At 64.5% G+C, this 14,567-nt stretch carries 14 protein-coding genes; 11 read left to right on the top strand and 3 right to left on the bottom strand.

The annotated features are described in order from the left end of the window. The 4 genes from D571_RS13820 to D571_RS0112320 form a co-directional block, all read left to right on the top strand. Nucleotides 1–1,277: Ig-like domain-containing protein (locus D571_RS13820; protein WP_018936993.1), on the top strand; the 1,277-nt coding region annotated here is incomplete at its 5' end. Between the two features lie 60 nt (nt 1,278–1,337). Continuing rightward, nucleotides 1,338–2,690: a TolC family protein gene (locus D571_RS0112310; RefSeq protein WP_232196974.1), complete on the top strand. Its 1,353-nt coding sequence runs from the start codon at nt 1,338–1,340 to the stop codon at nt 2,688–2,690. Further along, the gene (locus D571_RS0112315; protein WP_018936995.1) at nt 2,687–4,873 is read left to right on the top strand and encodes a type I secretion system permease/ATPase; all 2,187 of its coding nucleotides are present in this window, start codon (nt 2,687–2,689) and stop codon (nt 4,871–4,873) included. Before D571_RS0112310 ends, D571_RS0112315 begins: the two co-directional genes overlap by 4 nt. Before the next feature lie 149 nt (nt 4,874–5,022). Further along, complete coding sequence (locus D571_RS0112320) at nt 5,023–6,126, top strand: HlyD family type I secretion periplasmic adaptor subunit (RefSeq protein WP_369773864.1); 1,104 nt, start codon at nt 5,023–5,025, stop codon at nt 6,124–6,126. Nucleotides 6,127–6,592: 466 nt separating this feature from the next. Here the strand turns inward: D571_RS0112320 and D571_RS0112330 are convergent, their stop codons facing one another. After that, nucleotides 6,593–6,775, bottom strand: coding sequence for a hypothetical protein (locus D571_RS0112330; protein ID WP_018936998.1), 183 nt, complete (start codon nt 6,773–6,775; stop codon nt 6,593–6,595). A 321-nt stretch (nt 6,776–7,096) separates the two neighbouring features. On the opposite strand from D571_RS0112330, the gene D571_RS0112335 reads away from it, so the two are divergent. Genes D571_RS0112335 through D571_RS0112360 form a run of 6 tightly spaced genes read left to right on the top strand, consistent with a single transcriptional unit; the run spans nt 7,097 to nt 12,522 of the window. Next, nucleotides 7,097–8,374 (top strand): TolC family protein, encoded by a 1,278-nt coding sequence (locus tag D571_RS0112335; protein WP_018936999.1) that lies wholly within the window; start codon nt 7,097–7,099, stop codon nt 8,372–8,374. Between the two features lie 21 nt (nt 8,375–8,395). Beyond that, entirely contained in the window at nt 8,396–9,562 is a 1,167-nt protein-coding gene (locus D571_RS0112340) for an efflux RND transporter periplasmic adaptor subunit (RefSeq protein ID WP_018937000.1), read from the top strand. A 7-nt stretch (nt 9,563–9,569) separates the two neighbouring features. Next, the gene (locus D571_RS0112345) at nt 9,570–10,277 is read left to right on the top strand and encodes an ABC transporter ATP-binding protein (RefSeq protein WP_018937001.1); all 708 of its coding nucleotides are present in this window, start codon (nt 9,570–9,572) and stop codon (nt 10,275–10,277) included. Nucleotides 10,278–10,330: 53 nt separating this feature from the next. Beyond that, nucleotides 10,331–11,506 carry an ABC transporter permease gene (locus D571_RS0112350; RefSeq protein ID WP_232196977.1) on the top strand — a complete coding sequence of 392 codons (1,176 nt, stop codon included), beginning with the start codon at nt 10,331–10,333 and terminating at the stop codon, nt 11,504–11,506. Nucleotides 11,507–11,530: 24 nt separating this feature from the next. Further along, on the top strand, nt 11,531–12,013 hold the full coding sequence (locus D571_RS0112355) for a hypothetical protein (protein ID WP_018937003.1): 483 nt from the start codon (nt 11,531–11,533) through the stop codon (nt 12,011–12,013). Beyond that, a complete protein-coding gene (locus D571_RS0112360) occupies nt 12,010–12,522 on the top strand; it encodes a C39 family peptidase (RefSeq protein WP_018937004.1) in 513 nt (170 codons plus the stop codon). Before D571_RS0112355 ends, D571_RS0112360 begins: the two co-directional genes overlap by 4 nt. A 30-nt stretch (nt 12,523–12,552) precedes the next feature. On the opposite strand, the gene D571_RS0112365 is transcribed toward D571_RS0112360, so the two are convergent. Both D571_RS0112365 and D571_RS0112370 read right to left on the bottom strand, forming a co-directional pair. Then, nucleotides 12,553–13,065, bottom strand: a complete 513-nt coding sequence (locus D571_RS0112365) for a prepilin peptidase (protein WP_232196978.1) — start codon at nt 13,063–13,065, stop codon at nt 12,553–12,555. Nucleotides 13,066–13,108: 43 nt separating this feature from the next. After that, the gene (locus tag D571_RS0112370; RefSeq protein ID WP_026287833.1) at nt 13,109–13,279 is read right to left on the bottom strand and encodes a Flp family type IVb pilin; all 171 of its coding nucleotides are present in this window, start codon (nt 13,277–13,279) and stop codon (nt 13,109–13,111) included. Between the two features lie 301 nt (nt 13,280–13,580). On the opposite strand from D571_RS0112370, the gene cpaB reads away from it, so the two are divergent. Further along, entirely contained in the window at nt 13,581–14,561 is a 981-nt protein-coding gene (gene cpaB / locus D571_RS0112375; RefSeq protein ID WP_026287834.1) for a Flp pilus assembly protein CpaB, read from the top strand. Nucleotides 14,562–14,567: the final 6 nt, after the last annotated feature.

Below are 14,567 nucleotides of genomic sequence, written 5' to 3' on the forward strand. Positions count from 1 at the left end.
CCGCGGAGGCGGGGACCACGATCACGCTGACGGACGACGAAGGCGAGGAAGTCGCCACCACCGAGACCGATGCCGATGGTGAATGGTCGATCCCGGCCGAGGATTTTCCGGCCGAGGATCCGGCCGGTTTCGAGGGCGAGGTGACGGCGACGGATGACGCCGGGAACGAGTCCGAACCGACCGAAGTTGAATTTTCGGATACGCCGCAAGAGCCCGAGGTCACCCAGGAGAACAGCATTGCCATCGCGGGCGAAGCGGGGCCGCTTGCTACGGAAGTGGAACTGCTGGCTGATGACGGAGAGGTGCTGCTGACTTCGGAGGTGGAGAACGGTACGTGGGCCTTTGAAGAAGACGACTTCGAAGATGTCGACGATGAGGAGATCCTCGGTTACGAGGGGGCGGTCCGGGCGCTGTCCGAAGACGGGTTTACTTCGGACCCTGTGGACGTCGCCGTGAACTCGATCTTTGCTCGGGATCTGGGAGGCGTCTCGGAAGTCGAGGTGACGGGTCTGGAGGATCAGTTTGAGGTCGAGGAACTGGACGATCTGGTGCTGGAAGGGGGCTTGCTGGGTATCGGTGTCGAAGACAGCGATTCACTGAGGTTCGCGATTGAGGATGGGGATGTGGGTGCGCTTCAGTTCGAAGCGTCCTCCGGTTCGGTCCTGTCGCTGCTGAATCAGGGCTTCGAAATTGAACTTTCCTATCGTGAGGATTCCGACGAGGAATTCGAAACGCTCGGAACACTGGAGGAAGACACCGGGCTGCTGGGGCTGGACCTCCTTGGCCTTTTCGGAACGGACGAGGATGTCGCCTCGGCCGGATTGGAGTCCGGGGAGTATGAGCTGGAACTGCGCCGCCAGGGAGGCGTGGAACTTCTCAGCGGGGATGTGGCCCTGGAGAACATCGAGCTTCTGACGGTTGACCCGGACGAGCAGCTGGACCCGTCCGACGGTGAGGTCGAAGGAGTTGAATCGTATGAAGGTGATCTCGCATCCATGGTCGATGTGCGTGGCGACCCGGAGTTTGAAGATCTGCTGGTGGGCGTCCGCTTGGCGGGGAACGGCGATCTCGAGGAGCTCGACGATGGGTCGGTCGAACTGGAGGGTGAGTTCGGCACCCTGACCGTGGAAGACGACGGGAGCCTCGAGTATGTGGCGGAGGAAGAGGCCGGCAACATCGGCGAGACCGACGAGTTTGAATACCGGGTGGAAGATCCCGACACGGGAGATATTGACGAGGGGCGAATCGACATGGAAGTCGGCTTCTATGTGACGTAAGAGCCCGCTCCGTCCGGGTTGTGGCGGCAGGGTTCGGTTGTGCCCGAAAAGGGGGGAGCATTGAAAAAGACGGGAATTGCGTTGGTACTGTTTCTGGTACCGGCGTCGTTGGTGATGGGACAGACGGATGGGGCGGCGGGCGCCGATGCGGTAGCGGCCCCGGGTTCTTCGGCATCCAGCGAAACTGGCCCCCCTGGCGAGGTCCGCCGTGCGCAAGGGGCCACGCAGTTGCCGGCACTCGCGCGGGAGGCCGTGGACCAACACCCGGACGTGCGGCGAGCGCGGATCGACATGGAGCGTGAGCGTGAAGAGGTCACGGTGGCACGCTCCCGGCGCTGGCCACAAGTGACCGCCAGCACCCGTTCGGAATACCAGAGTTCGCTCGGGCGCAATGTCGATGTAGCGAGCGTGAATGCCTCGCAGCGACTGTATGATTTCGGCGAAGTGAGCAGTGACATCGAGAGGGCCCGTGCCGGGGTGAGCCGCGCGAGGGGGGAACAGCACGCGACGCGGGAGGAGGTCGCGAGTAGTGCGCTTCAGGCCATGATCGATATGCAGCGTTATCAGGCCATGGAAGCGATTGCCCGCGAGCAGATCGAGTCCATGGAACGAATCGGTGAGCTTGCCCAGCGGCGCTCGGATCTCGGTGCGGCTGCACGTGCCGATACCCGTGCGGTCGAAGCACGGACGGAACAGGCACGCCTGGTACTGGCCGATGTTCGGGCGGACCGGGAGAGTGCCCGGCGAGAGCTGCATGAATACATTGATGTGGCGTCGGGGATGCGGATCGACGACGCCTTTCCGGACGACTGGGCCGCGAGTTGCAGGGGTATCGACCGGGAGGGGCTTGACGCCGCACCGAGTCTGAAGGTCGCGGCAGCACGACAGGAAGAGGCCAGGGCGCTGCGCGAGCGTGAACGGGCCGCTCGCTGGCCGACGGTGTCAGTGGATTTCCAGAGTGATTATTTCTTCGACAGCGATCTCCCGAATCAGAGTGAATCCACGGTTCTGTTAAATGTCACCGCCGATGTATTCCGTGGCGGCAGGAACCGCGCGCGTGAGCGAGCAGCCGAGCTGGGCAGGGATTCGGCCGCGGCGCGGCGTGAATCGCTGAGGGCCGCGTCGGCACGAGCAGTGGATGAAGCCGCTACGCGGCTGGACGATCTGGAGACCCGGATCGTGGGTCTGGAACGGCGCCTGGAGTCGCTGGACGATCTCCGCGGGTTGTATGAAACGCAATATGTGGGTGCCGGAACGCGGACGCTGCTGGACCTGCTGAGCGCGGAACAGGATTATTTCCAGGCGCGCTTCGATCTGGTGGATGCACGTCATGACCGGCGCCTGCATGCCGTGCGGTGTCTGGAGCAGGGCGGAAAGCTCAGCGCGCTGCTGGGTCTGGGGGCGCAGGAATGAAGGGCACGGCGCGCGACGCGGGGGCGTCCGCGACTGCTCATGGTCTGGAAGAGTGGCTGGAGGCCCTGCTGCATGTGGCGCGCTACTACGAGTGTCCGTTTTCCGAGGAACATGCAAGATCGCTGGTTGCATGGGCCGGAGATGCGGAGCCCGACGCCAGCCAGCTGGCGGCACTCGCACGGCAGCTGGGTCTGGAATTGGCGGAATCTCCGGATCGACGGGTGCTCGACAGGCTCGATACCTGGAAGTTGCCGCTCCTGGTGGAACTCGAAGGCGGTGATGTGGGGGTCGTCGATGGAATAACCCACGACAGTAGCGCGTGGCAGGTGGCCTGGGCAGGTGAAGGTGATGTGCGCAGCGCGCTGGTGACGGAGGCGCTGCAGGCGGAGGTACGGCGTGTTTTCGTGGTGCGGCCCCTGCGAAATCAGGTAGACCCCCGGATCGACGAATACATCAAGCCCTATCGGCAGGACTGGTTTCGAGGCATCGTCTTTCGCGATCTGCGGCCCTATGGCCATGTCTTCGTGGCGTCGCTGCTGGCGAACGTGCTGGCGCTGGCCGGCCTGGTGTTCGCGATGCAGGTTTATGACCGGGTGATTCCGGCGGAGTCGTTCCCGACGCTGTATGTGCTGTTCGGTGGTGTAGTGCTGGCGCTCCTGTTCGAGTTCGCGATGCGGGTGGCGCGCCTGCGTATCATCGACGTGCTGGGCAAAGATGCGGATGTCCGCATTTCGGACCGGGTATTCGGGCATGCCTTGAGGATCCGCAATTCGGAGCGTCCGCGGTCGACCGGGAGTTTCATCGCGCAATTGCGCGAGCTCGAGCGGGTGCGCGACTTCATGACCTCAACAACGGTGTCCGTGCTGGCGGACATGCCGTTTTTTCTCCTGTTTCTGGTGGTTTTCTGGTACATCGCCGGCAGTCTGGTGCTGGTGCCGGCGCTGGCCCTCGTCGCGCTGGTTCTGCCGGGGCTTTTGCTGCAGGGGCGTCTGAGCCGTCTGGCCAACGAGGCCATGCGCGAGGCGTCGCGGCGCAACGGCATGCTGGTCGAGTCGATCCAGGGGGGAGATGACATCAAGACGCTGCAGGCCGAGCCGCGGTTTCAGAACCAGTGGAACCATTACAACGCGGTCACCACCGAGGTGAATCTCCGCCAGCGCCTGCTGACCAATTCGCTCACCGCCTGGGGGCAGACGGTACAGACCGGATCGTTTGCGGTGGTGATCCTGTTCGGGGCGCCGATGGTGATGAGCGGCGATCTGACAACCGGGGCGCTGGTCGCTGCCTCCATCCTGGCGTCGCGGATGCTGGTTCCCATGGCACAGATCAACCAGGTCCTCAATCGCTGGCAGCAGGCACGGGTGGCGCTGAAGGGACTGGATGGCGTCATGCGCCGGTCCGTGGATTATCCCGAGGGTGAGCGTCGGGTCCATCGCTCCCTGCTGCGTGGACATTACCAGCTGGAGCGGACCAAGCTCATCTATTCACGTGAGGATCCACGTCCGGCACTGACGATCGGGCGTCTGGAGATTCAGCCGGGCGAACGGGTTGCCGTAATCGGGCGCAGCGGAGCAGGGAAGTCCACATTGCTGCAGGGACTCGCCGGTCTGCTTGATGCCGCCGAGGGCGAAGTCATGCTCGATGGCGTGCATCTGGCCCATCTGGATCCGGCCGATGTGCGCCGGGATGTGGGTCTGGTCAGTCAGAGCGCCCGGTTGTTCCATGGTTCGCTCAGAGAAAACCTGACGCTGGGCGCGCCCGGCGCCACCGATGATGAGATCCTTCGGGTGCTGGGACGGATCGGCGCTCGCGACTTGCTGAAGCGGGTACCGGACGGGCTGGACTACATGGTGAGCGAGGGGGGTGCGGGGCTGTCCGGTGGACAGCGTCAGGCGATTGTACTGGCCCGGGTTCTTCTGCGGCGTCCTTCGGTGCTGTTGCTGGATGAGCCGACCACTGGCATGGACGATCGGGCCGAAGCTGCAGTGATCGGCGATCTGGCGCATTTGCCGCCGGGCAATACGCTGGTCGTGGCCAGCCACCGCCGGAACGTGCTCAACCTGGTCGATCGTGTCATCGTTATCGACGCAGGGCGCGTCGTTGCGGACGACGAACGCGACCGCGTGCTCGCGAAGTTGCGCCAGGGGAACGATGTGGCGGCTCGGGATGGGGCGCAGGGATGAAGGCGGGCACGTGGCGGGCGGATCTTGGGCAGGCCGTGCGACGCTGGTGGCACGGACGCCCTACACCAAGGGGCACGGTGTCGTCCCAACCGGTCCATTTCCCCGGCGAGGAAGGGCGGGCACCGACGGCCGTCCGCCTGGTGTCGCTGGTGTCTCTCCTGCTCGCGGCGTTCGGGATCTGGGCCTTCCTGGCGGAGGTGACCCAGGTTTCGACCGGGCAGGGTACGGTCGTCCCGCAATCCGGGTCGCAGGTGATTCAGTCGATGGAAGGCGGAATATTGCGCGAGCTCTACGTCCGGCGGGGCGATTCCGTCGACGTGGGCCAGAAACTGGCGGCCCTTGATCCGGTACAGACACGGGCGGAGAAAGAAGAGGTGGAAGCGCGCTATCTTGGAGCGCTCGCCCGAAAGAGCCGCCTGGAAGCCGAGGTCACCGGGGCGCCCGAAATCGATTTTCCGGACGCGCTGGAATCCGCACCCGACGTTACCGCACCGGAGCGCGCTCTGTTCGACAGTCGCCGGGAGGGTTTCGAACGCAGCCTGCGAAACATCGAGACCGCGATCGATCTTGTGGAGCAGGAACGGTCGATCACGGCCGAGCTCGTGGACGCCGGGGCCGCCTCGCGGGTCGAACTGCTGCAGCAGCGGCGTTCCATGGCGGAGTTGCGACAGCAGAAAGAGGAGCTGGAGGACGATTTCCGGGTGCGTGCGCGTGAAGAACTCGCCGAGACGCGTACTGAAGTAGAAGCTCTCCGCTCGGCGTTAAGAGGGCATGAGGACGCCCTGGAACGCCTGGTCCTGCGTTCCCCCGTTCAAGGCCGGGTGCAGAACCTCGAGCTCCAGACCTTGGGTGGGGTGGTCTCGCCTAATGGAAAGATCATGGAAATCGTGCCCCAGGACGAGGACCTCATCATCGAAGCGAGGATCTCCCCGCGTGACATCGCACACGTGCACCCCGGACAGAAAGCGCAGGTGGAGATCACCGCTTACGATGCTTCGCGCTACGGGAAACTCCAGGGGATTGTCACGGATATCTCGCCGGATACCTTCCGCGACGAGGTGAACCCGGAAGAAATCTATTATCGCGTCTCTCTTGAACTGGAGGATACCTCCCTCGAGACGGATGCGGGTCGGTCAGTGGCAGTCGCGACCGGGATGATTGCCCGCGTGGATATCGAGACGGGCGAACGAACGATTCTTGAATATCTCCTGAAGCCGTTTAACCGTGCCGGCGATGCGTTGAGCGAGCGATAATGCGCGCCATTCTTGTCGCCCCTTAATAAAGTAGGGGTGACCGGATCCCGTGGTGTGGATATGGTGAGACTGCCTTTCGGTTTGAATCCGGGAGGTTTCCAGGAAACCCATGTAAAGGAGCGAAATCATGGATGTCATTGATGGTCTGCTTGGTACTGTCCTGGGTCTGGCCCAGCCGGTGCTCGATCTGGTGAGTGAACTTCTGGGTGGCGGTCTGCTGGGCGGACTGCTCTAAGGCCCGGTTGCAGCCGGAAGTACGGGCGGCATGCCGGTCGGTATGTCGCCTTTTTTGTGTTTGCACACAAAAAAACAGAGGAAGGAGATCCGATCTCCTCCCTCTGAGCGCTCCCCCGGATGGGTAAGGGGAGCTACTATCCTCGAGACAGGGGGGCGCTCGAGGATAGACCGTGTCTCTCACCCGTGACGTTCACGAATGAGAGCAATGGAGCACGCTTTGCGCTCTTTTTCAGAGGACTCCGCCGAGCACTCCGGTCAGGCCAATCAGCAGGTCGTTGGTTGCTTCAGCGACCGCGGCGAGGGCCGGCATGGCGGCGTCGATGGTGATGGTGCCCAGGGCACCGAGATTGATCGTGGCATCGGCGCCACCGACGACGGTTTCCATTTCTGCAGTGTCCAGTTCGCGGAACATGCTTGCCTCCTTTGGCTGTGTCTGCTCCTTCACAGGTCGGCGATCACCGACGGGATCCAGTAAATACGGATCAGTTTTTTACGTCAACGATCCGCGAGCTGGCAATTGGTGGACGTAGGGAAGTATTGGGAACAGGAAGAGCGAAAAGACTAGTAGGAAACGGTACTTCGGTTCCGGACTGTCCGTTTGCATGATGTACGCTCTTTATAGTTATGGAGGCGCACCTTGTTTCATGCTCGGTTGAAAGAAGCGACGCGTCAGGCCCTCATGGGGCTGGGATTGAGTCTCGTGACAGCCTCCGTCCCCGTGGCGGGAGCGGACGTGCTCACCCTTGAAAGCGCAATCCAGATCGCCCTCGACAATAACCCCGAAGTCCATCGCACCCGGGCCGAGCGGGACGTGGCACAGGCCGGGGTGGAACGAGCCGAGGCGGCCTATCGCCCGCGCGTGAACGTCGGGGCGGGGGTGGACCATCTCACACTCAACAGTGCTTCCCCGGAGGAGGGGCGACCGGAGCTGGAGTTCGGTGGAGTCTCCTTGACGGTGGACGAACCGGATCGGGACATGTCGGGCTTTACCCGTTACAGCAGTGATGTCTCGGCCGAATACATCCTGTGGGATTTCGGTCAGCGCCGCAGCGAGAAGGATGCGGCGCTGGGCGACCGAGCGGCGGCACGGGCACGCGAGAACGTGGTGGAAGCGGACACGGTGCTGGAAGTGGCGAAGGGATACTTCGATCTCCTGCATGCACAGGCACTGCTTGAGGTGCACGAGGAAGCGCTCGCGCGGCAGGAAGAGTCGGCGGCGCTGGCGCGGCGGCTGCATCAAGCAGGGCGTGCGACGTCCGGTGATGTGGCGCGGGCCGATGCGGATGTGGCGCGGGCCGAGGTGGACGTTACGGAAACCCGTAACGCGGTGGAGCGGCACCGGCTGCGGCTGATCCGGGCAATGGGCGTCCATCCCCACCGCGCCGACTTCGATGTGGATACGCGCAGTCGCATTCGGGATCCGGGCGACTGGAGGCAGGCGCTGGAAGACACGGACTGGGCCGAGGAGCATCCGGGCGTGGTCGCAGAGGTACGAACGGTGGACGCACGGCGCGCCGAGCTGGAACGGCATCGGCGGAGTTTCCGCCCGACCTTGCAGGCTGGCGCGACGTACCGGGTGGAGAAGTTTGCCGACGGGGGCACCGCACCCAATTACACGGTCGGTGTGGAGCTTCGCTGGGAAATGTTTGACGGAGGTGCCCGGGATTCGCGGGTGGCCGAGGCACGGGCCCGGCAGCTGGCAGCGGCGGCGGCGCGTGAACAACACTATAACGAAGTCGTTACGCAGGCCCGGGAGGCCGAAAACGACCTGGTGGAAGCCGAAGAGCGGATCGAGCTGGCTCAGCGTGCCCTGGCGGCGTCGGAGGAGGATCTGCGCAACGCCAGGGGTGGCTACCGTGAGGGCGTGCGGAGCTTTTCGGATTTGTCGGATGCGCAGGTGGATGTGGCGGAAGCCCAGGCGCGACTGGAAGGTGCGCGGTTTGATCGCCAGAAAGCTCTGGCGAGTCTCTACTGGGCGCTCGGGTCTATTCCGACCGACACGCTGCGCTAGGGCGGCCGGGTGATACGCGGCATGTTCCAGGGGCGTAACGGCAACCAGATCTTTGCCTTGCGGTTGGGACTGGTGGCTGCGGTGGTGCTTGCGTTGCTGGTGGCACTCATTGTGTTGCCGGATGACGGGGGCCTGCCGGACGGTGCCGTGACTGCGCCGATTCCCGAACGCGTGGTCAGGGCCGAGGTGCGCGCGGATGGGGAGTTGCGGGCCAGCGGGCAGCGGGCCCTTTTTGCCCGGGTCCCGGGCGCGGTGGTGGAGATTCCTCGGGGGCGCGGTGAGGTCAGCAAAGGCGATGTGCTGGTCGAGCTGGATGACCGCCAGGTTCGGCATGAGCACCGCGAGGCCGAAGCGGCAATTTGGAGTGCCAAGGCAGAAGAGGCCACCGCGGTGAGCCGGTATGAACAGGCGCGCAGCAGCAAGGAGCGCGCCCGCCGGCTGGCGAACCAGGACCTGATCCCGCGCGAGGAGTTCGAACAGGCGCGGGCAGATTATCTGGAGGCCCGAGCGGCACGGGAAAGGGCCGAAGCAGAGGTCGAACGTGCCCGTGTGCACCTGCAGCGTACCAGTGAGGATCTTGAGAACACCCGGATCAAAAGTCCGTTCGACGGGGTCCTGTTGTCGGTGCACGCAGAGCCGGGGCAACCCGTTTCGTCGAGTACTTCGACGCCTTTGGCAGAGGTCGCTCCTTCCCTGAATGAAATACGCGTGTTCCTGGATGTGCATGAGGCGGACGTCGGTCGAGTAGAAGCCGGGCAGGAAGTGCAGTTTTCCATCGAGGCGCGCCCCGGCGAGGACCACCGCGCCACTGTGGAGGAAGTCGAACGGGGTGCTCGGAACAGCGATGGCGTGCGGCATTACCGGGTGATTGCCCGGACGGCGAATGAGAATGGGGCTTTCTACCCGGGCATGAGTGCCCGGGCGCGGATCGACGTCGGTGACAATCGGGAACGCCGGGCGGTGCCGGTCGAAGCCCTCGCGTATCAGCCGCCGTCGGAATTCCAGGGCGAGCACGAAGAGAGAGTGAAGTCCCTCAGGGACAAGGACTTCACGGTCATCTGGGTGGTCGACGATGCGGGGCGCGTAGAGCCCGCTGGCGTGCAAATCGATTTTCAGGATGACGAGTACGCGGCCCTTGAAGATGCGGATGGGGACCTGGCGAACGTTCGCGTCCTGCTGGACGAGTGAAGGACCCGTGTCCGAAGTCCTGGCACTGGACAAGGTGGAGAAGGGGTTTTCGGTGGGCGGCCACCGGGTCGAGCCCCTGCGGGGTGCCAGCATCACGGTGGCGCGCGGGGATTACGTCTCGATTGTCGGTCCCTCCGGCTCCGGCAAGTCCACGCTGCTCCACGTACTGGGCTGTCTGGAACGCCCCGACCGCGGTGTGGTGCGGGTGGAAGGGACGGAAACGTCGTCCCTGTCGGACGAGGCCCTGTCCACTTTTCGCGGCAGGGTTCTGGGGTTCGTTTTTCAGCGTTTCCACCTGGTGGACCGCATGAGCGCACTGCGCAACGTGGCGATGCCGCTGGATTATCGCGACGATCTTACGCTGCGGGAGAAAACGGAACGGTCGCAACACGCGCTAAGTCAGGTTGGACTCGACTCGCATGCCGAACATCGACCGCGTCAGCTCTCCGGGGGACAGCAGCAACGGGTGGCGATCGCGCGGGCGCTGGCGGTGCGCCCGCGGATCCTTCTGCTGGACGAGCCGACCGGCAACCTGGATCCGGAAACGGGTGCGTCGGTGATGCGGATCATCGAAACGCTGCAGGGCCAGGAACCGGACCTGGCGGTCATTCTCGTGACCCATGACATGGACCTGGCTGCGCGGGCGACTTTCAGTTATCGGCTAGAACAGGGGCAGCTGCGTCGGGTTCCGCCGGTCGGGGAGGGCATCCGCTGATGCATGTCCGGCTTGCCGAGTTCCTGACCAGCCTGGGGGATGCGCTCGCCCTGTTGCGCGAGCACAAGGTCCGTTCCGCACTCACCATTCTGGGGATTGCGGTCGGCATCTGGTCGGTGGTGACACTCATCGGCATTGGTCTGGGTGCCAAGAACTACATCGAGGCCCAGGTGCAGGTGCTGGGGTCGGATCTGCTGGTGGTGACCCCCGGGAACCCCGAAGACCCGACGTCATTCTTCGATCCGCGGATCGCGGAAAGCCTGCATGCCAGGGATGCGCAGGAGATCGCATCCGGGATCGAACATGTCCGTGATGCGGCCCCGGTCTATCAGATCCGTGGCGAGCTCCGGCGCAGTGACCGGCGTGCCGTGGGCACGATGGTGGGAACGACGCCCGGTTACTTCGCTATGCGGGACATGGAAATCGCGCGCGGGCGGGGCCTGACGGAGAGCGATGCAAACCGGGGTTCGGCGGTCGGGGTGATAGGTGCCGAACTGGCGGACCGTCTGTTCGGTAACCGACCGGCCCTGGGGCGCGTCGTGCAGTTTCAGGAGCGCTCGGTCGAGGTGGTCGGGGTGCTTGCGGAACGCGAGGATGCGGCTCTGGGCGACGGGCAGGATACCGAACTGCTGGTGCCGGTGAGCTTTGTCCAGCGGCAGGTGGAAGGGGTGCAGCACGTGCAGCACATCCTCGTGGAGGCGGACCGCGAGTACAAGGACGCCGTAGAGCGTTCGATTGAACTGTATCTGATGTCGGCGAAGCGCAACCTGGCACGTAACGGTGCGGCCCACAGCGTGACCGATTTCGGCGAGATTGCGAGCCTTGCCGGGCGCATCGTTGATGCGATGACCTGGATTCTGGTCAGCATTGCCGGAGTGAGCCTCGTCGTGGGTGGAATCGGCGTGATGAACGTGATGCTGGCCTCGGTCAGCGAGCGGGTCAGCGAGATCGGGATCCGGCGCGCCGTGGGCGCGACGGCCGGACGGATCCGAATGCAGTTTCTCGGGGAAGCGGCGATGCTGACGGTCGTGGGTGGATTGATTGGCCTGGCGCTGGCCGGCCTTTCGCTGCTGCTGGTCGCGCAGTTTCTGCCGTGGACGCCGGAGCTCGACTTGCTCATTGTTCTTGCGGTGGTGTTGTTCTCGGCGTCGATCGGCGGTTTTTTCGGGTATTACCCGGCGCAGAAGGCGTCGACGCTGTCCCCGATGGAAGCGTTGCGCTACGACTAGTTGGACCAATGACGCGAGGGAAGCATGGCATCACTTTACAGCAAACTGGCGCGCCGCCCTCTGGGGGTGCTGGAAGAGCTCGAAGGAGGCGTCGCGGAATGGCTGCAGGGGATAGGGCTCCTGCTAGTGATCGTGGTGCTCAACACTGCACTCAGCCTGCTGGCCGGTGCAAAGACGCCCGTGGAGGAATTCCTTGAGGCGTTGCAGGCGGCGGTCTCGTTCTCTGTGCTGCTTGCGGCCAGCGTCTGGGTGGTTCTGGCTCTGGTCCTCGGCCGGACCGAGTCGCCGCTGAAGATTCATGCAGCCAGTATCATCATCATGCTACCGCTGATCCTCGGGCCCGTTCCGGTGATGGGGTTGATCGCCGTGCTCGTGACCTTCGGGCTGGTCTATGTGCTGCTGCACCAGATCGCCCGCCTGAGCCGGGGGCAGGCTGCGGGCCTGATGCTGCTGGTCTGGGCCATCATCGCGGTGGTGGCCGTTGCCTATGCACGGTTGTGGGCATGAGCCGCGGCGAACGGGTAGTGCGGCAGACCCATGCCCGCACCTGCGGCGCGGCGGCCCTGGCAACCCTCCTGCGGGAGGTGCTGGGCCAGCCCGCGGACGAGGCCGGCATCCTGCGTAAACTGGGTACCCGGAAGGCGGTGGACATGGATCGACTGCGGCGCTGCGCGGCGGGTCTGGGGCTGCGGGCACATGGCTATGCGCTGGATACCGCGACGCTGGGGCGTGTCGGACGGCCCGGGATTCTGCATCTGCAGGGCTCGCGTGAGCTGGGCCACTATGTCGTGCTGCGCGGAGTGGATGCGGAGAACATACGCCTCGCTGACCCCGCGCGCGGTGATCGGTATGTAAGCCGTGACGCATTCGAGGTGCTGTGGACCGCCGGGCGCGGCGAAGGCCGCGTGCTGTACGTGGACCAGGCGGATTCGGACTGGCTGCCCCTCAAGGGCCCGGAGGATCTGCCCGGTCGCCGGGCCGAATCCTCACCGCTGGACTGGTTCCCGCCCGCTTAGGAATACGCGCCCGGATGGTCCCGGGCGCCTTCAGGCCGGCCACGCCAGCGGGAACGCGTAGACGACGAGCCCGGCGGCGAAGCCGACCCCCAGCGGGATGCGGCGCAGATCGGCGGTCGCGACCCCGCGACCGAGCCGCTGCACGCTGGCAGGCAGAGGCAGAGTGGTGACTGCGGCCGAGCGCCCGGCGAGGGTGGTACCCAGCAATAAAACCGCCAGCCCGCCTGCCCCGAGGACGGCCGCCAGCACGGCGGGGAACCCGCCGAGCAGTGCCACCGCCACCAACATCTTCACGTCACCGCCACCCAGCTTGCCGAGCAGGTAGCCCGGCAGGGCGAATGCCAGCGCCAGACCGATGCCGCCCAGCGCATGGGTCCAGGGTGCCTGGCCCAGCAGGGTGAACTGGAACGCCACCACATAGACGGCCCCCGCCAGCATGGCGGGGGCCGTCAGGGCGTTGGGGATGCGTCGTTCACGCCAGTCGAGGGCGGCGCAGGCGAGCGCCCACAGGGCAAGGCCGATGGCTGTCAGCAAAGGCCACATCGCGGGTCAGCATGCCTGTCCGATCACGTTGTCATCCGATCCCTCAGGTCTCGGGCATGTGACCACTGATGGTTTCAAACAGATCACTAATGTGCCCGCCCAAAACCTCCGCTGTTCCAGCAATTGCCACGGCGATCAACGCGGCGATCAACGCATATTCGATGGCAGAAGCTCCTTCTTCGTCGTTCCAGAGGTTACGGATGAAATACTTCATGGCGTACTCCTTGATGTCCACAATTCACGGGCGGGTTATTCCATTCATGCTGAACCCGTAAGGAATTTCCGCGAGCGGCTTGTCCGGGGCAAATACCCATAAATTGAAAGGTACATAAGCAAACACTTACGAAAGAACTAGCACCTAAGTATGATTGCCGCCGTCGCTATGCGGAAACCATCGTGTAGGCCATACGGCGGGGCGACGGTCTCGAGGGGGACGTGGAGTCCGGGCGGTCATACCGGCCATGTCGGCGGAGCATGGGACATGACGCCGGAACGAGGCAAAAGGAGAAGAGTTGATGAGCAGCCGATTGCTGATGGGGCTGGCCGTGGTGTTTTTCGCGGCGGCGCTGGTGCTGGGCTGGCTGGGGATCCAGTTGTCCACCACGCCGGACGTGAGCGAGCCGGAGATCGAAGCTCGTGAGGAAGAAGAGCCGGACCCCCGAGAGGACGCTGAAGATTCGGTCGACGAGGACCGGGTGGACGTGGTGTTCGCCAGCCGGGATCTGGCCGCGGGCGAGCTGGTACGGGCTGAGGACCTGCACGTGGAACGCCTGCGCGAGGTTCCTCCCCTCGCCTTTGGGAAGAAGGAAGAGGTCGTGGGGCGGATGCTCGCGAGCCGGGTGCGCGCTCACGAGCCCCTGACGGAAGCGCGCTTTGCCCGGGCGAGTCAGCTGACCCGTTCGCTGGGGCCGGGGGAGCGGGCCGTGGCCATCAGTGTCAATGATGAAACGGGCGCTGGCGGCTTTCTGCGGCCGGGCGATCGTGTGGACGTGCTCCTGCATCTGCCGGGCGAACGGCGGGCCGATGTCGATGAATCGGCGCAGCATGCCCACCGCAATCTCCGTGTACTGGCCTATGGCAAGGATCTGGCGGTCCCGGCCGATGGCGTTGTCGATCGTGACGAGGACGACGAGGGCAGCCGGCGTCGCGGAGCCAGTACCGCCGTGCTGGCGGTGCCGGACGAGGAGGCGACGCGTCTGATGCTGGCTGATCATGCCGGTTCGTTGCGTCTGGCCGCGCGGCCGGCGGTGGAACGGCGGCCCGACTTCGACCGCGAAGCCTTCAACGAATACGACGAGCGCGAGCGGCAGGACCCGTTGACCCTGGACGTGCTGCGAGAACCCGGAGACGAAGACGGGGACCGCGGTCTGCTGGCGCTGGACGATCTGCGGCCGGAACCGCGGCGCGAGGAAGCCGAACCCGGCGCGCCGGAGCCGCCGCCGGTATTTTTGCACCGTGGCGGCGATTCCGAAGCGATTCAACCATCCGAGCAGTGAGGGGGT

This window comes from Thioalkalivibrio sp. ALJ24 (assembly GCF_000377785.1).
GTDB lineage: Bacteria > Pseudomonadota > Gammaproteobacteria > Ectothiorhodospirales > Ectothiorhodospiraceae > Thioalkalivibrio.